At 34.9% G+C, this 18,291-nt stretch carries 14 protein-coding genes; 6 read left to right on the forward strand and 8 right to left on the reverse strand.

What is annotated here, in order from left to right:
• Positions 1-141 precede the first annotated feature (141 nt).
• The gene (gene recA / locus LV89_RS01120; RefSeq protein ID WP_109741115.1) at positions 142-1,218 is read right to left on the reverse strand and encodes a recombinase RecA; all 1,077 of its coding nucleotides are present in this window, start codon (positions 1,216-1,218) and stop codon (positions 142-144) included.
• A gap of 77 nt (positions 1,219-1,295) precedes the next feature.
• On the opposite strand from recA, the gene LV89_RS01125 reads away from it, so the two are divergent.
• Positions 1,296-2,411, forward strand: a complete 1,116-nt coding sequence (locus tag LV89_RS01125; protein ID WP_146199042.1) for a lipid A deacylase — start codon at positions 1,296-1,298, stop codon at positions 2,409-2,411.
• Between the two features lie 105 nt (positions 2,412-2,516).
• Here LV89_RS01125 and LV89_RS01130 read toward each other — a convergent pair whose 3' ends face one another.
• The gene (locus LV89_RS01130; protein ID WP_109741012.1) at positions 2,517-4,139 is read right to left on the reverse strand and encodes an NADP-dependent glyceraldehyde-3-phosphate dehydrogenase; all 1,623 of its coding nucleotides are present in this window, start codon (positions 4,137-4,139) and stop codon (positions 2,517-2,519) included.
• 301 nt (positions 4,140-4,440) lie between these two features.
• Between LV89_RS01130 and apaG the strand changes: the two genes are divergently transcribed.
• Together apaG and LV89_RS01140 are read left to right on the forward strand one after the other, a co-directional pair.
• A complete protein-coding gene (apaG, locus tag LV89_RS01135; protein WP_109741013.1) occupies positions 4,441-4,827 on the forward strand; it encodes a Co2+/Mg2+ efflux facilitator ApaG/CorD in 387 nt (128 codons plus the stop codon).
• Between the two features lie 175 nt (positions 4,828-5,002).
• Positions 5,003-5,773 carry an O-methyltransferase gene (locus LV89_RS01140; RefSeq protein WP_109741014.1) on the forward strand — a complete coding sequence of 257 codons (771 nt, stop codon included), beginning with the start codon at positions 5,003-5,005 and terminating at the stop codon, positions 5,771-5,773.
• Between the two features lie 146 nt (positions 5,774-5,919).
• Here the strand turns inward: LV89_RS01140 and LV89_RS01145 are convergent, their stop codons facing one another.
• The 3 genes from LV89_RS01145 to LV89_RS01155 all read right to left on the reverse strand — a co-directional run bounded on the left by LV89_RS01145 (position 5,920) and on the right by LV89_RS01155 (position 9,979).
• Positions 5,920-6,363, reverse strand: coding sequence for a DUF4920 domain-containing protein (locus LV89_RS01145; protein WP_109741015.1), 444 nt, complete (start codon positions 6,361-6,363; stop codon positions 5,920-5,922).
• Between the two features lie 76 nt (positions 6,364-6,439).
• Entirely contained in the window at positions 6,440-8,566 is a 2,127-nt protein-coding gene (gene scpA / locus LV89_RS01150) for a methylmalonyl-CoA mutase (RefSeq protein ID WP_109741016.1), read from the reverse strand.
• Positions 8,567-8,584: 18 nt separating this feature from the next.
• Complete coding sequence (locus tag LV89_RS01155) at positions 8,585-9,979, reverse strand: methylmalonyl-CoA mutase family protein (RefSeq protein WP_109741017.1); 1,395 nt, start codon at positions 9,977-9,979, stop codon at positions 8,585-8,587.
• Positions 9,980-10,301: 322 nt separating this feature from the next.
• Here LV89_RS01155 and dnaA point away from each other — a divergent pair, with 322 nt between their 5' ends.
• Together dnaA and LV89_RS01165 are read left to right on the forward strand one after the other, a co-directional pair.
• Complete coding sequence (gene dnaA, locus LV89_RS01160; protein WP_109741018.1) at positions 10,302-11,744, forward strand: chromosomal replication initiator protein DnaA; 1,443 nt, start codon at positions 10,302-10,304, stop codon at positions 11,742-11,744.
• A gap of 292 nt (positions 11,745-12,036) precedes the next feature.
• Complete coding sequence (locus tag LV89_RS01165; RefSeq protein WP_211321125.1) at positions 12,037-12,258, forward strand: hypothetical protein; 222 nt, start codon at positions 12,037-12,039, stop codon at positions 12,256-12,258.
• 74 nt (positions 12,259-12,332) lie between these two features.
• Here the strand turns inward: LV89_RS01165 and LV89_RS01170 are convergent, their stop codons facing one another.
• On the reverse strand, positions 12,333-13,709 hold the full coding sequence (locus LV89_RS01170; RefSeq protein WP_109741020.1) for an OmpA family protein: 1,377 nt from the start codon (positions 13,707-13,709) through the stop codon (positions 12,333-12,335).
• A gap of 179 nt (positions 13,710-13,888) precedes the next feature.
• Between LV89_RS01170 and hisB the strand changes: the two genes are divergently transcribed.
• Positions 13,889-15,010 carry a bifunctional histidinol-phosphatase/imidazoleglycerol-phosphate dehydratase HisB gene (gene hisB, locus LV89_RS01175; protein ID WP_109741021.1) on the forward strand — a complete coding sequence of 374 codons (1,122 nt, stop codon included), beginning with the start codon at positions 13,889-13,891 and terminating at the stop codon, positions 15,008-15,010.
• Positions 15,011-15,321: 311 nt separating this feature from the next.
• Here the strand turns inward: hisB and hslU are convergent, their stop codons facing one another.
• Both hslU and porQ read right to left on the reverse strand, forming a co-directional pair.
• Positions 15,322-16,719: an ATP-dependent protease ATPase subunit HslU gene (gene hslU, locus LV89_RS01180; protein WP_109741022.1), complete on the reverse strand. Its 1,398-nt coding sequence runs from the start codon at positions 16,717-16,719 to the stop codon at positions 15,322-15,324.
• Between the two features lie 178 nt (positions 16,720-16,897).
• The gene (gene porQ, locus LV89_RS01185) at positions 16,898-17,977 is read right to left on the reverse strand and encodes a type IX secretion system protein PorQ (RefSeq protein ID WP_146199043.1); all 1,080 of its coding nucleotides are present in this window, start codon (positions 17,975-17,977) and stop codon (positions 16,898-16,900) included.
• Between the last annotated feature and the right edge of the window lie 314 nt (positions 17,978-18,291).

The following is an 18,291-nucleotide window of genomic DNA, read 5'->3' on the forward strand; positions in this document are numbered from 1 at the left end:
GTTCTGTCATTAGGTGTTTGTACTGTCGTAAAACTGCCTAATTCTAACGAATACTTACACGTTTGATAATTATGAATCTAAAAATACAAAAAAAAGGAGAAAACCTTTCGATTTTCTCCTTTGGGGGAATAATAAATAAATCTATTCTGGAGTTCCATCATCTTCGATGTTTGGCTCAGTGGTATCTAAAAGAGCGTTTTCATCGTTTTTGATTTTGTCTTTGATTCTTCCTTCTAAAATCTCAAGTAATTCGTGATTGTCTTTCAACATATCTTTTACGGCATCACGACCTTGACCCAGACGATTGGTTTCAAAGCTAAACCATGAACCTGATTTTTTCACGATTTCCATGTCAACGGCTAAATCTAAAACTTCACCTGCTTTAGAAATACCTTCGCCATACATAATGTCAAATTCAACTACTTTGAAAGGAGGGGCTACTTTGTTCTTAACCACCTTCACACGTGTACGGTTACCGATTACGTTATCCGCATCTTTAATTTGACCAATACGACGAATATCCAAACGAACTGACGAATAGAATTTCAAGGCATTACCACCCGTAGTTGTTTCTGGCGAACCAAACATTACTCCAATTTTATCACGTAATTGGTTAATGAAAATACAACAACAACCCGTTTTGTTGATAACCCCTGTTAATTTACGTAAAGCTTGAGACATCAAACGAGCCTGTAAACCCATTTTAGAATCTCCCATATCCCCTTCCAATTCAGCTTTTGGAACAAGAGCCGCCACTGAGTCAATCACACAAATATCAATTGCACCAGAAGAAATCAACTGTTCTGCAATCTCCAAAGCTTGTTCTCCATTATCAGGCTGAGCAATTAATAATTGACTTGTATCAATACCTAATTTTTCGGCATAGCCTTTATCAAAAGCGTGTTCAGCATCAATAAATGCCGCCAAGCCACCTGATTTTTGAGCTTCGGCAATACAGTGCATGGTAAGTGTAGTTTTACCAGAAGATTCTGGCCCATAAATTTCAACAACACGACCACGAGGTACACCTCCAACGCCTAAAGCTAAGTCAAGCCCCAATGAACCTGTTGAAATAACAGGAACATCCATAACCTTAGCGTCCGACAAACGCATCACTGTTCCTTTACCATAAGCCTTGTCTAATTTTTCAAGCGTAGTTTGTAATGCTTTTAATTTTTCATTAGCAGGATTAGCTGCTTCTGCTTGTTGTTTTGCCATGTTTTTTTTACAGTTTTCTAAATTTTCTAAGGGTGAATTTACTATAATTTCAGCAAATAAAAGTATTTTGCCGTGAAATGTTAAATCGAAATATACAAATACCTTTTGTGTTGTTTGTCTTGATGTCTTTCGGAGTAAAGGCACAATTGAACAACACCAAGTTGGAGACTTTCCAACATCTTGATTCCACAAAATCGGGGCAATTTACTTTCCAATTTGAAAGTTTTAGCTTCTTAAAGAACAACGAATACTTCCTAAAAGTTGCAGATGGATACACGCTTTTTGGCAATCAATTTTCGCCCAAATTCACGTATCAACCTGCCCCTCATGTGCGTATTGAGGCGGGCGTTTACGCTTGGAAAGATTTTGGAAATTCAGCTTTCACGGCTGTTCAACCCATTTTTACGGTGAAAATTCAAAAAGATTCTTCACAATTTTTATTTGGAAATTTAGAAGGACAATTAAATCACCGTTTGATTGAACCTATGTTGAATTTTGAGCGAGTAATTCTCAACCGACAAGAGAACGGTTTGCAATATACTCGACGTAAGCAAAAAGTCTTTTTTGATGCTTGGATTGACTGGCAAAAAATGATTTATAAAGGTTCTAATTTTCAAGAAGAAATCTTTGCGGGTTTTTCGTGGAATAAAAAACTGATAAATCGACCAAATTTTAGTTTTTCGATTCCTTGGCAAATGACGTTTCAGCACCGAGGAGGACAAAATACAAAAGACACCGCTCAGGTAATTACCAATATCAATACCGCCATCGGAATTGATGCGGAATGGCGTTTTAGAGGTTTTCTACAAAAACTCAAAACGCAAAACTATTGGGTTGGTTATCGCCAAACGGCAAATTATCATCCTTATTTTCCTGATGGTTCGGGTATTTACTTAAATCTTACTGCCGAAACCAAACTGATAAATTTAATGGTCAGTTATTGGAATTCTTCGGGTTATTTGTCTGATGCAGGAGGCGATTTGTACCAATCGGTTGGACGAACTTATAATTATGGAAATGTGATAGAAAAGAATCGTAATTTGTTGATTTTTAGAGTAATGAAAGATTGGGAAATGATGGAAAATCTTTGGCTAACCTTCAGATTTGAACCCTATTTTGATTTGAACAATCATGCCTTTGAACATTCAGAAGGATTGTTTTTGACCTACCGACAGGCGTTTCACCTTCGGTAGAGACGTTGCCTGCAACGTCTGAAATGGAGTATTGTCTCCACAAACAACTACAACAAAAAAAGAGACGTTGCAGGCAACGTCTCTACTGATGTAAATCTGAAAATATTAGAAAATAAACTTCGTTGAAAGGAAGTTTGATTCGTGGTTTTCAACAATTTGATTAATAATCGCTTTGTTTTCAGCCGTGTCTTTCGTAGCTACTACCGTTCTGATTGAGAATGAACGTAATGCCGCCGTAACCGAAAGTGTTCCTTCTGCCGAATCTTTACGACCCGTGAATGGGAATGAATCTGGTCCACGTTGACATTGTGAATTAATATTTACTCTTGACACTTGGTTCACGGCAACGTCCATCAATTTAGTGATTTGAGAAATATCTTTACCAAAAATAGACACTTGTTGTCCGTGCGACGATTCAAGTAAATAATCAATTGGCTGCTGAATATTTGAGAACGGAACAACTGGAACAACTGGTCCAAATTGCTCTTCGTGCCAAATTTTCATTTCTTTCGTCACTGGATAAAGCAAGGCTGGATAAACAAAAGATTTTACCGTTTCGCCACCATTTTCATTGATAACACTTGCTCCGTGTGTTTTTGCGTCGTCAATCAATTCTTTCAAATAAGCAGGTTTGTTTGGTTCTGGAAGTGGAGTAATATTTACGCCTTTATCCCACATTAAACCTAACTTTAATTTGCCAATTTCTTCCGCCATTCTTGCATTGAATTGGTCAACTAAAGATTTATGCACCCACATGATTTTCAAAGCAGTACATCTTTGTCCGTTGAAAGATAACGAACCTAACATACATTCTTTAACGGCTAATTCTAAATCTGCACTTTGAGTAACGATTGCCGCATTTTTAGCGTCAAGACCCAAAATAGCACGTAAACGGTTTACTTTCGGGTGAAGTTTTTTCAATTGGTCAGCTACTTTTGACGAACCAATTAATGTTAAAACGTCAATTTTACCCGATTCCATCATTTGTGGAATTACTGAATTTCCACGACCATAAACGGTGTTGATTACACCCGCAGGAAATGAAGTACGGAAGGCTTCCAACAATGGATAATGCAATAATGTACCGTGTTTCGGTGGTTTGAAACACACCACGTTACCCATAATCAAAGCAGGAATCAAAGTAGTAAATGTTTCATTCAATGGATAATTGAAAGGTCCCATACACAACACAACCCCAAGTGGCGAACGACGAACTTGTCCGATAATTCCTTCCTCAATCATAAATCTTGATGAAGTACGGTCGATGTCTTTCAACGCTCCGATAGTGTCATAAATATATTGAACAGTACGGTCAAATTCTTTCTGAGAATCGCCCAATGATTTACCAATTTCCCACATCAAAAGTTTTACCACTTCGTCACGTTTGGTAATCATTTTCTGTGTGAATTTCTCTACTGCTTCAATTCTTTTTGAAACAGACATTGAAGGCCATTCTCCACGACCAAAATCGTAGGCTTTCACCGCTGATTCTAATACTTCCATCGCATCTGAAGGCTCAGTAATTGGATACGAACCAATGCGTTTTTGTTCTAAACCATTTTCGGTTTGCACATAAATCGGCGACCAAACATCTTGGGTTTTTCTTGCCCACGGTCTCATTTCACCATTGACTAAATATTCACGTTGTTCAATGGGTTCTGTTAGGTTATATTCCGCTGGAATTTGCTCTTCGGTTGGGAATAATTTTTCTATCTCGTTTACAGTCATTGTATTAATTTTTGTTGGAATGATTGAGGTTTTGATTTCGTGACAAAGTTCAACGGAAAGAGATTTTAGTTGGATATTTTAAAGAATTTTATTTTTATAGTTCAAATAATTATTTATATATTTATATTTTATATTTATTTGTTAGCAGATTTTAAAATTAAATTCTTTCTAAGTAAAAGCAGATTTTAAGTATTCCTTACCGATTAAAAACCAATTTTTTTTGTGATAAATTGATTTTGTATTAGTAATCATGTAAATTTCGTTAAATAAATTATTAAGGTTAAAATACCAATTTTTATATATGGTTTCATCCATCACTAATGGCGTAAAAATAAGTGTTCAGACGGAGTTTCAACCTGAATATTCAAACCCTTTTCAAGCTCATTTTGTGTTTTCTTATCATGTAAGAATTCAGAATGAAAGTGATTTTACCGTGAAATTATTACGTCGTCATTGGTATATTTATGATGCCAACGGACAAATTCGTGAGGTAGAAGGAGAGGGCGTTGTTGGGCAACAACCAACATTAGAACCGGGACAAAGCTATGAATACACTTCTGGTTGTAACCTAAATACTTCTATTGGAAAAATGGCAGGAACATATCAGATGGAAAGAGTTTTTGATGGAAAATATTTCAACGTAATTATCCCAGATTTTAATCTAATTGCTCCCTTTAGAATGAATTAGATTGGGGTTATGGGAATTGGTTACTGGAAATTAGTTATTGGTTGACTCAATTATATAATTCTTGAAAATATTAGACAATTCCAGTAAAATATTAAATTGGTAATTAGCCCTTTTCCCGTTTTCCAATCACCAATAACTAATCACCAAACAAATACTAAACGCATAACAACACTTAATGCTAAAATACTTCGTCAAATTTCTTCTTTCTTCAAAAAACGAACACTCACTTCATTCTCCATTTGTTTTTGAACTTTACACAAAGGTTATTATTGCCAAAACCAAGAATCCGATTTTTACCGAAATTGAAAATTTAAGGAAAAAGCTTTTTAGAAATAAAACGGTTATTGAAATTACAGATTTTGGAGCTGGTTCAAGGGTTTATAAAACCAATCAACGAGAAATTAGACAAATTGCTAAAAGTGCAGAGAAAAAACCAAAATTTGGACGTCTGCTTTTTAGACTAATTCAATGGTTTAAACCCACAACTGTTTTTGATTTAGGAACATCACTCGGAATTACAACTATTTATGAATCAAAGGCTTATTCGGAAGCTAAAGTTTTGACATTTGAAGGTTGTCCAGCCACAGCGTCTATAGCTCAAAAGAATTTTGAAGCATCAAATTGTCAAAATATAGAAATTGTTATTGGCAATATTGATGAAACTTTACCGAAAACATTAAGCCAAATTCAGCAATTAGATTTTGCTTTTTTTGATGCAAATCATCGCTACCAACCAACGGTAAATTACTTTGAAATGTGTTTGCAAAAAGCGACAGAAGAAAGTGTTTTTGTATTTGACGACATTCATTGGTCAGATGAAATGCACGAGGCTTGGCAGTATATCAGAAATCATCCAGAAGTAATGATTTCGATAGATTTGTTTTTTGTAGGATTAGTCTTTTTTAGAAAAAATCAGCCAAAGCAAGATTTTGTACTTCGATTTTGAATTGTCGGCACTAAGATTTATAAGATTCTAAAGTTTTAAGATTTAAAATGTTTGGAGCTAAGGTTTGATAAACTTAACTCTGAGCATTTTCAAATTTTAAATCCTAAAATTATTTATTGGTCTTATAAATCTTAGCTCTGACATAATTACTTCACAATTACACCCGTAGCTACAAAACCAATAGCTTTTTCTGGTTCAGTGATTTTGGCAATTTCTTCTTTACTTTTTCCTCCATCTTCGGCGTAGTGTTTCAACATTGCCACCGAAGTAGTTTTAACTTTGGCAATACCTTCAAAAACAACGGTTTTTCCTGCAATATCTTTTGGAACAAAGAAACCATAGTCTTTGAAAGTTACACGCATGGTTTTACCGTCTGTGGTTTTTACTTTCATCCAACAACCTGCGGCTTTACATACCGATTCAACCACGCCTGTAACTTTAGCAGGCATTTCTTCTTTACTCGCCAATTTAGATTCTAATTCAGTAGCAGAAATTGCCCCTTTTTCAGTGATTTGTTCACCGTGAAAACTTTGTGATTTTGCGATGAATGACGCTCCAATTAGCATCGCACTTAATAATAATTTTCTCATAATCAGTCTGTTGTAATTTTTGCAAATTTAATTAATAAAACGAAATTATATGCTTAAAATCATAATATCTCTCGATTTATCCTTCCATCAAATCCTTTAAAATCTTCTGAGCGGCAATCGAAATTACCGTTCCCGGACCAAAAACGCCAGAAACACCTGCGTCGTACAAATACTGATAATCTTGGGCAGGAATAACACCTCCTGCAATGACCATAATATCTTCACGTCCTTGTTTTTTGAGTTCTTCAATTAATTGAGGAACAAGGGTTTTATGTCCCGCCGCCAAACTTGATGCACCCACTACGTGAACGTCGTTTTCAACGGCTTGTTTTGCCACCTCTTCAGGCGTTTGGAATAGTGGCGTAATGTCCACGTCAAAACCCAAATCTGCAAAGCTGGTAGCGATAACTTTCGCTCCACGGTCGTGTCCGTCTTGTCCCATTTTTGCCACCATAATTCTTGGTCTGCGACCTTCCTGTTTCGCAAACTCGTCTGCCATTTCTCTGGCAATTCTAAAATTTTCGTCGTCTGTCACTTCTGCTGAATAAACGCCTGATATTGAACGGATTATTGCTTTATGTCTGCCATACACTTTTTCTAAGGCGAATGAAATCTCGCCTAAACTTGCTCTTAAACGAGCCGCTTCAACTGCTAAAGCTAATAAATTTCCTTCACCAGTTTCGGCAGATTTTGTAATTTTTGCTAATATTTCAGTAACTGCTTCCGAATTTCTTTCTGCTTTAATTTTATCTAATCTTTCAATTTGAGAAATTCTAACGGCTTGATTATCAACGTCTCTAACTTCAATTTCAGTTTCAACGGCTAATTTGAATTTATTTACGCCAACAATTACGTCTTTTCCTGAGTCAATTCTGGCTTGTTTTCGGGCTGCGGCTTCTTCAATTCTCATTTTGGGAAGCCCCGTTTCGATTGCCTTTGCCATTCCGCCCAATTGTTCTACTTCTTCAATCAATGCCCAAGCTTTTTTGGCGAGTTCCATCGTCAAATATTCGACATAGTACGAACCACCCCACGGGTCAATTGCCTTGGTAATTCCTGTTTCGTGTTGCAAATATAATTGTGTATTTCGAGCGATTCGAGCGGAGAAATCAGTTGGTAAGGCAATGGCTTCATCCAATGAGTTTGTGTGTAAACTTTGTGTGTGTCCCAACGCCGCTGCCATGGCTTCAATGGTTGTTCTGGCAACGTTATTAAATGGGTCTTGCTCTGTCAATGACCAACCAGAAGTTTGGCAGTGTGTTCTGAGCATCAGAGACTTATCGTTCTTCGGATTAAATTCTTTTACAATTTTTGCCCATAACATTCTACCTGCTCTCATTTTGGCAATTTCCATAAAATGATTCATGCCAATTGCCCAGAAAAATGAAAGTCTTGGAGCAAAATTATCAATATCCAAACCTGCATTTACGCCTGTGCGGAGGTATTCCAGTCCATCTGCTAAAGTATAAGCCAACTCAATATCTGCCGTTGCTCCTGCTTCCTGCATGTGGTAGCCCGAAATAGAAATGGAATTGAATTTAGGCATATTTTGAGCGGTGTACGCAAAAATATCCGCAATGATTCGCATTGAAGGCAAAGGTGGATAAATGTAGGTATTTCGTACCATAAATTCCTTCAAAATATCATTCTGTATTGTCCCTGATAGTTTTTCGGGAGAAACGCCTTGTTCTTCTGCTGCTACAATATAAAATGCCATGATGGGTAAAACGGCTCCGTTCATGGTCATAGATACCGACATTTCGTCCAATGGAATTTGGTCGAACAAAATCTTCATATCTTCTACCGAATCTATGGCAACCCCTGCTTTTCCAACATCACCTGTCACTCTTGGGTGGTCTGAATCATATCCTCGGTGCGTTGCCAAATCAAAAGCAACAGAAAGACCCTTTTGTCCTCCCGCTAAGTTTTTACGATAAAAAGCGTTTGACTCTTCGGCAGTAGAAAAACCTGCATATTGACGCACTGTCCAAGGACTTTGCACATACATGGTTGAATATGGCCCACGAAGATAGGGAGGAAGTCCTGCCGCAAATTTTAAATGTTCAGCATCGGCTAAGTCTTCTTCTGTAAAATAATTTTTCACAGGAATTCCTTCTGCCGAACGCCAAGGTTTGATGGCTGGAAACTCTTTTGAAGTTTCATTTTGTTTCTTAAAATCTATATTTGATAAATTCGGTTTCATAATTTTGAGAGGAAATGATTATTTTTCAAAGATTTCAGAAAGTCTGTGAGTTGGCAAAAGTTCAAAACTCAAATTGGTATTTTTTACTGTTTTAGATTCGTTTTGTTCAAAAGGTTTTTCGTCGAATCTAAATTTATTTACGCCCACCATCACCGACTGATTTTCGGTCAACGAGTTTTGTAAATATTCAAAATTTTCCTTGATACTGTTTTGAATAATGTTTTTCTGGAACGCTTCAATTATACCACCTTCATTTTCAATTTCTGTTAAAATATTGAAGGCTTCTTCGGCTAATTGAAATGTCAAACTTTCAATAAAATAACTTCCTGCCGAGGGGTCAATGACTTTATCGAGATAGCTTTCTTCTTTCAAAATTGTAGAAATATTGCGAGCAATTCTACGGCTAAAATCGTCAGATTCTTGATAAGTGTCATCATACGCACGCACGCTCAAAGCATCACAACCACCAATAATTGCCGACATCGCTTCGGTGGTTGCTCGTAACATATTGGTATTGGGTGTGATAGAAGAATTATAAAAAGATGAAGTGATACAGTGAATAGAAATGCCCAAATATTTTTCATCGGTTAGTCCGTAGCCTTCGGTTAAAATTTTCTTCCAAAGGAATTTCAAGGCTCTGATTTTAGCAATTTCTCCAAAATAGTTTGTTCCAACTGAAATAGAGAATTCTATTTTTTGTACAATTTCTTGTAAGTCAATATTTTGCTCCGAAAGTTTGTCAATAACCTCAATAGCAGAGCCAAGTGTATAGGCTATTTCCTGTGCAATATTTGCCCCTGCATTATGGAAGGAATGACTACTAATTGTAATACCTTTGAAGTACGGATGATTTTGTATTTTTCCAAGAATATTTGCTTGGTTTTTCCAATCTTCGCTTGTCAGAATACCCTGTGTGAAATATCTTTCAAGTATATCGTTTATGATTCCACCTTTCCATAAATAAGGAGCGATGATTTGTAACTCATTTACTAATTTTAAGTAGTTATTTTCAACTTTAAAAAAAAATGGTGTATCAGATAGTTTGATATTACTTAACAATTTCTTAATTTCAATCTCCGAAATCGACACGCCACTAAAATCAATCAGAAAAGAATTTGCTCCCGCATATAAAGAGTTGATAATCAGTTGATTAGTTTCTTTTCCAGACTTGAACTTAATTATTTCCCGATTATTCCAAATTTTTGTAAAACCTTGAAATTGAGATTGTTGTACAATTTTTAAAGGCAATTTATTGATATTTTGACTATCTGCATAGCTCGAAACTTTGTTTTTTATATCAATTTGCCATGTTATTGTTTTATCAAAATCTTTACCTTTCAAGTCTTTAATAACTTGTTGTTTCCATTGCTCTTGAGCATGGTTTACAAAATTTTGGAAGAGTTGATTTTTCATAAAATTTTATAAAATTGTTTTTTAATTTTTCAAAGTTAATTAAAATTACCATTTTAGATTATTTTAAACAAAGAATCCCCTAAAGTTACTATTTACGTCCTTACTGTTGTATTATTCTAAGAAGTATTGTAAAAGTTGTATTTCAACTTTCCAGTTTTAGAAAAAAATGAAAAAAATAGGTTCATCACGACCAAAAAAAGTGCTATTTTTGTCCTCTGCTGGAAAGTAAATATTTGTATTTTTTCTCTTTAGTCGCCAATTAATTGAAAATCAGATATTTGAATCTCTCGCTTGTCCAGTGCCGCTATTTTTAGAAAATACCATGTACCCTACTTACCAACCAGATGCAAGACAAATCTGGATTAAATGTCTTGAAGTTATACATAAAGAGATAAACGAACAAAGTTTTAAAACTTGGTTCGAACCCATCGTTCCTTTAAAAGTAACGAATCAAACTTTATCTATTCAAGTGCCAAGCCAATTCTTCTATGAGTGGCTTGAGGAAAACTATATTCATGTATTACGTAAGGCGATTGACTATGCAATGGGTAGAAATGGAATGTTGGAATATTCGATAATTGTGGATAAAGGCGATAAAAAAAATCCACCCATTGCTTATAATGTTCCGAATCAAAAACCTACTGTTCCTGTTCAAGCCCAAAAAAGACCTGAACCAACGGTTTATGAAAGTCCATTTCAATTAAAAGATTTAGATTCATTAGATTTAGATTCATACCTAAATCCGCATTATACTTTTGACAATTTCGTAGAAGGAGATTGTAACCGTTTGGGACGTTCGGCGGGTTTAGCCGTTGCTCAACGTCCGGGAGTTACTTCATTTAACCCTTTGATGATTTATGGTAGCGTTGGATTGGGTAAAACTCACTTGATTCAGGCGATTGGAAATTATATTAAAAACACACACGCTAACAAGTTTGTGTTGTATGTAACTTCCGAAAAATTCTGTAATCAATTTATTAATGCCATTAAAAACAATACACTTCAAGCATTTACCAATTTTTATATGCAAGTTGATGTGTTGATTATTGACGATGTTCAGTTTTTGGCAGGTAAAGAAAAAACACAGGAATCTTTTTTCCATATTTTTAATCATTTGCATCAATCTGGAAAGCAAATCATTATGTCGTCTGACAGACCTCCAAGAGAATTGGCAGGAATGCAAGATAGATTACTTTCAAGATTTAAGTGGGGATTAACAGCCGATGTACAACAACCTGATTTTGAGACTCGTATCGCTATTATTCAAAAGAAATTGCAAGCCGATGGAATTTATATTGAAGATAAAGTAATAGAATATTTAGCTCATAGCATTGATACCAACGTCCGTGAAATGGAAGGAGTAATTGTTTCTTTAATGGCTCATGCTTCTTTGAATAGAAAGGAAATTGATATGGATTTGGCTCGTGCTACGCTGAAAAATATCGTTGTTGATAATGAAAAAGAAGTAACAGTTGATACAATTTTGGATGCCGTTACTCAACATTTTGAAGTAAATATGAGCGACTTGAAAAGTAAAAGTCGTAAAAAAGAAACCGTTTTCCCAAGACAAGTTGCCATGTATTTAATGAAAGAATTTACAAATTTGCCATTAAAATCAATTGGTTATCATTTTGGCGGACGTGACCACAGTACCGTAATCCATGCAGTTCAAACCATCAGTGATATGCTTGAAACGGATAAAGACGTTGAAAAAACAATGCAGAAATTATACAAATACTTTAACAGAGTACGAGTTAAAGCCTAATAATTGGGTAATCCGTCAAAGCCTCTGATTTTTTACTGACCTGATTTTATAGATTTGTTCAGTTTTGGTTTTCATAAATTACTTTTTAATAATTCTGAACTATAATCTTTGCTTTCCCGTAAGGTTGTTTCATTTTTTTGATTCAATCTTACGGATTTTTTTTATCTTAGTAACGCTAAATAAATCTTTAAATCAACAAAGTTCTATGAGAAAAAAAACACTATTGCTTTTGATAATGCTGTTGTTTGTCATAACTCAGTCTAAAGCTATTGGAATGAAAAGCATTGACCCAATGCGGCAAATACAAATGGATAATTACGAATGGATGGTTGATAATCCGAAAGGCAAATTGAAAATACGTTTTGTACGTAATGAAGATAAATCGTCTGATACTACTAATAAACCGAAGGGATTTTTTGGGAAACTGAAAAGTGTAGTGAATATGATTTTTGATGCTTCTGATAATCCTCCTTTTAAAGTAGAAATTGTCAGAGAAAAAGAGAAGAAAAATTAACAGATTTGGTGGAACTTCCCGAAAGTTCTAAAACTTTCGGGAAGTTGAAATGAAAGTTGTTAAGAAATAACAGCCTATTTCTTAACAACTTTCATTTCAATTCTACGGTTTTTAGCTTTTCCTTCTTCAGTTGCATTTGATGCAATTGGATTTAAAGCACCTTTTCCCGCAAAATCAATTCTTAAATCTTGAACTCCGTTTGCTACCAATAAATTTTTAACGGCAAATGCACGTTTGAACGATAATTTACGGTTTTGCAAAGAATCTCCAGTATTGTCCGTGTAGCCAATCAGTTTAACTTGTACACGTGGATAGGCAGACATAATTTTGGCTAAATCTTGAACCGTTTTTTCTGAACCTGCAACCAAAGTATTGGTGTTAGATTCAAAATTAAGGTTGTCAAAAGTAAACGATTGATTTGCTTTTGCACTGCTATCTGTTAAATATTTAGCAAACTTAAAGTTGAAAGAACCTTCCGTTAAATCCACTTTTTGTCCATTTGGTAAGCTAATACCAACGGCAGTTGTAGTAGGAACAGTAACTGCGGCAGCACTTGAATCAACTTTAACTGCTGCGGAGTCTTTCGTTAAATTGGTGGTATCAATTTTGGCATTTGTAACTTGCTCTAATTGTGCAGAATCTGGTTCTACCTTTGACGAACTTAAACTACTCCAATCGTAATTTGCTGCAAAATAACCAATACCTCCTAATACTGCTGCAATTAAAATAGTTGGCAGTAACCATTTAGGTATTGACATTCCACTTCCTTCTTCACTGTCATAATCTTTGTTAGAATATGTTACTTCTCTGTGTTCTGTTGGTTTGTTTACAGGTGGTGTTGGAATACCATTAGATTTAATTCCTCCTGGAGCAAATTGTACAGGTTTAATTTCTTCACTCAAGAAAGTACTTAAGCCTAATACGTCAATCATTTTAGTTTGTAGATTCTCTGGTGTTTCATCCAAAAGAATACTTCTTTGGTCTAACAAAGTATTGGCAAGCCCTGCTTTATCTAAATTTTGAGTGGCAACCATTTTACCCAATTTGCCCACAACGATAGGAGCAACAATTGATAAAAGTGAGGTAGCTGATGAATTTCTTACGCCCGCAAATTGTGAAATCATGGTAGCGATAGAACTCTTTTTATCAGGCAAAAGCATACTCACTAAGCCATTTCCTTTTTCTACAACTTGAGCAAAATTATCTTTATTATTTACTAAATTTCCGATTTGCTCAATGATACTTCCGTCATGATTTCCTTTCTTTACTACATTCATGAGCGTAGTTGCACCTGCTTCATTTGAGGCTCTTTTCATTAATCCCCCAACAAAAGTTGGAATCAAACCTTCAATTGCAGTTTTTACTTTATCTTCTTTCTCTCCAAGTAGATTTGAGGCTTTGTTGGCAACATCCCCTAATAATAGTTCTTTTAACTCTCCAAATAAGTTCATACTCAATTTTTTAAATTCTTAATCATTATTCAAAATTACAATCAATTCTATAAAATCCATTCAATTTTATACCTCTATATTAAAGCAATCCTTTAAAATTTTAATAAAAACGTAATTATCTACGTTGCAAGCACTAATTTTGTAGTCCATTTCTGCCAAAAAGCAGCTAAGATTATTTTATGAAAAAAATATTATTTATTGACCGTGATGGTACTATTATCGTTGAACCTCCTATCGACTTTCAAGTTGACTCGCTTGAGAAATTAGCTTTTCTTCCTAAAGCTATTTCAAATCTTAGAAAAATTGCGGAAGAATCTGACTACGAATTAGTTATGGTAACGAATCAGGATGGATTGGGAACAGACTCTTTTCCAGAAGATACGTTTTGGTTGCCACAAAATAAAATGATGGAAATTCTCGAAGGAGAAAATATCCATTTTTCGGCAATACACATTGACCGTACTTTTGAACATGAAAATGCTCCGACACGTAAACCAAGAACGGGAATGTTGGATAAATATTTTGATGAATCAGAATATGATTTGAAAAATTCTTTTGTTTTAGGAGACAGACTTACTGATGTGCAATTGGCGATTAATCTTGGAGCAAAAGCTATTTATTTAGGAGATAAATCTTTTGATAATGCTGAGCAAGAAACGGCAACTGCTTTATCGTCAAAAGATTGGGACGAAATCTATCAATTCTTGCGTTTACCTGAGCGTAAGGCTTCTGTTGAAAGAATTACGAAGGAAACAAAAATTTGGATTGACTTAAATCTTGACGGAAAAGGAAAATCTAATATCGAAACAGGTTTAGGTTTCTTTGACCACATGCTCGACCAATTAGCGAAACATTCAGGGGCTGATTTGACAGTAAAAGTTGACGGAGATTTACACATCGACGAACATCACACCATTGAAGATACTGCTTTAGCTTTGGGTGAAGCGTATTTGAAGGCATTAGGAGATAAAAAAGGAATTACTCGTTACGGATTTTATTTATTGCCAATGGACGAAGCTCTGGTTCATGCAGCGATTGATTTTTCTGGAAGAAATTGGATGGTTTGGGATGCTAAATTCTCTCGTGAAAAAATTGGAGAAATGCCAACCGAAATGTTCTTTCACTTCTTTAAATCATTTACAGATACGGCAAAATGTAATTTGAACATCAAAGCCGATGCTGATAATGAACACCATAAAATAGAGGCAATTTTCAAGGCATTTGCCAAAGCTATTAAAATGGCAACGAAGAGAGAAATTAAAGATTTAGATATTTTACCTTCAACAAAGGGTGTTTTGTAGATTTTATTGAAAGAATTTGAAGGATAATGAATTTTTAACCTTCATTTTTTTAAACTTTATTTTTCTATGATTTATCTTTGTCATATTATTATTTAGAAAATTTCACAATCAAAAACATAAAATCATGACTGATACAGTTTTCGGAACATACCTTGCTTGGGCTTTTTATATTGCATTGTTTACAGCATCTGGATTTGTAGGTGTAAAATTGCAAAAAATCTATAACGAAAGAGGTAAGTAGTTTTATCAGTGAACAGTTATCAGTAAACAGTTTATGTAAGAGTAGCTGTTTACTGATAACTGTTTACTGTTTAAAGAATATATTGGCTTAAATCTCTATTCTTCACCATTCCTCCGAGTCTCTCTGTTACCAATTCTTTCGAAATTATCACCTTTTCATTTGGCATAATTACATCTGGAATATCAAACATAATGTCGTTCAATAAATGAGACATTACGGTTTGTAAACGTCTTGCTCCAATATTTTCAACTTCGGCATTCACGGCAAAAGCTATACGTGCAATTTCTGCTAAAGCTTCATCAGTAAAAGAAAGTTCAACACCTTCGGCACTCAATAAAGCTTCGTATTGTCTTGTTAAAGCACTTTTTGGCTCTTTCAAAATTCTATAAAAATCTTCTTCTTTTAAACTTTGAAGTTCCACACGAATTGGAAAACGTCCTTGTAATTCTGGAATTAAATCACTTGGTTTTGATACGTGAAAAGCACCCGCAGCGATAAACAAAACGTGGTCTGTATTGATAACGCCATATTTTGTATTAACACTTGAACCTTCTACAATTGGCAATAAATCACGCTGAACACCTTCACGACTTACGTCTGCACCTCCGCCATTTCCACTACGTGAATTAGCAATTTTGTCAATTTCGTCGATAAAGATAATTCCTAAGTTTTCGGCTTTTCTGATAGCTTCCTCCTTTACTTCGTCCATATCAATCAATTTGGCAGATTCTTCTTCCAAAAGAATTTTGCGAGCATCGGCGATGGTAATTTTTCGTTTTTTCTCACGCTTTGGCAACATTCCGCCAATCATTTCTTGAATATTCATCATTGACATTTCATCAATTGGACCGCCCATAACCCCAATGTTTGGAGAATTTGACGAACGAACCTCAATATCAATTTTACGATTTTCAAGCTCTCCTCTGCGTAATTTTTCTCTGAACAATTCACGAGTTTTATGATTCAACTCTTCGTCAGATTCTATTACTTCGGATTGATTTTCATTTTTATCACCTTTCTTTTTCTTGCCAGTTTTACCCATTGCAGGCACAAGAGCTTCAACAATAATTTCTTCGACTATTTCTAATGCTCTTTCTTTCACGGCTTCTTTCTTGGTAGATTGAACCAAATGGACAGACGATTCTACCAAATCACGCACCATTGATTCTACGTCACGCCCAACGTAACCAACTTCTGTAAATTTAGAAGCTTCCACCTTGGTGAATGGAGCGTCAGCTAATTTGGCTAAACGACGAGCAATTTCAGTTTTACCGACTCCCGTTGAACCTATCATGAGAATATTGTTGGGCGTAATTTCCTTTTGCATTACTATTGGAGCATTCATACGTCTCCAACGGTTACGAAGGGCAATAGCTACATTTTTCTTAGCATCATTTTGTCCGATGATGTATTTGTCGAGTTCAGCAACAATCTGCTTAGGGGTTAAAGAATCTAAGTTTATGGTCATGTTTTTTACAGCTTTTGCGAATAGCTGTTAGCATTTTAAATTGTATAAATGTTGTCAGATGTATAAAATCGGGTGGTGTTTGATTGTGTTGTAACAGCTTGATTAATAGCAAGTTCCAACACTAAACGCTAACACCTAAATCCCAACCGCTACTTATTGACAAATAATGAAAGCAAAATTACTGTATAAATTTTCCTAAATCACAAACTAAACCAAAACTATTGAGATTTCCTGCTGAGTTATAGCCTGCGTATGAGTATGAAAAATTAATCTTCTTAGTTTTGAATAAAAAACCTATCGAAAAACCAGAAAATCCACTAATATTTTGTTGGCTAAGTTCTTTGCTACGTAGATGATTATAGCCTACGAGAACGTTAAAGTTCTTGCTAAATAAAAGTTCAGCACCGAAGATGAAATGCCTTGCAAGGTTATCAATTGGATTTACTTTTGTTTCAATAACATTGCCACTTAAATCTTTTTTCACAATTGATTTATCTAAATAGGTAATATCATATTTATACAAATGATGAGCCGTAATTGAAAAACGAACTGGCATATATTGTGGCTTGAAAGAAACACCCATTTGCACATCCAAAGGTAAGTCGGGGTTATCGAAAGGGGTGAAGTTTTTAAGACGAATTCCGAAATTTTTTACAGTGATAGCATACGTTAAATCTTGTTTCGGGTGTTTGAAAACTCCTCCAAAATCTAATAAAAGTGCGGAGGCTGAATAACTTTCAATGACAGAACCAACGTATTTTAAATTTCCTCCAAAAGTGATGTTGCCTTGCCTATGAGCGTGTGAAAGCGTGATGGCGAAATCATTTGCAGAAAATTTCCCTAAAATATTTCCTGCGGCGTCTGTCTGCTGAAAGTCTCCATAGCCTACATATTGAATACCTAAACCAAAAGTTTGCTTCTTTATTTTTGAAACATAAGTAACGGAAGAGTATTTTATGCCTGAGAAATATGGTAAGTAATTAATAGACAAAAGATTATTTTGAGAAGAATCTAAAAGAGCTGGATTCTGTAAAAATCCATTTGGGTCATTATTAGCTTTTGAAATATTGATGCCTCCTAAACCTGAGGTAATTGGGTTTGAGGGAATATTTAAGAAGGTAAAACTGTTTGTTCCACCGATTTGTGCCTTTGTCTGAAAGGTAAGAAACAATAAATATGTAATAAAAACGCTAAAACTGATTTTTAGGGGCGACATACTGATAATTTTTACGAATATAATTAATCCTTTGCATTTCATAAGTAGGAAATTTGAAAGGATTAAATTCTTTAGTTTTAACGTTTTTCAAAAAAAAATAGTGTTGGTGTTTTATTGGGGCTAAGTATTTGGAATAAATAAACGGAAGTATGTACTTAATGTCGCACGGGTGAGGTTTTTCGACTCAAATTTAACTTTCGACATTAAGTACACTGTTTAATAAGTTATTTCAACTTCCCGAAACAATATCCATTGCGGGTAAAAAACTTTTGGGAAGTTCCCACAATCAAAGATTTTAGGATAAAAATTATTTAGAAAACTTATTAAACAGTGTAATAAGTATATATTTCCGTAAA

This window comes from Arcicella aurantiaca, assembly GCF_003148625.1.
GTDB classification, from domain to species: domain Bacteria; phylum Bacteroidota; class Bacteroidia; order Cytophagales; family Spirosomataceae; genus Arcicella; species Arcicella aurantiaca.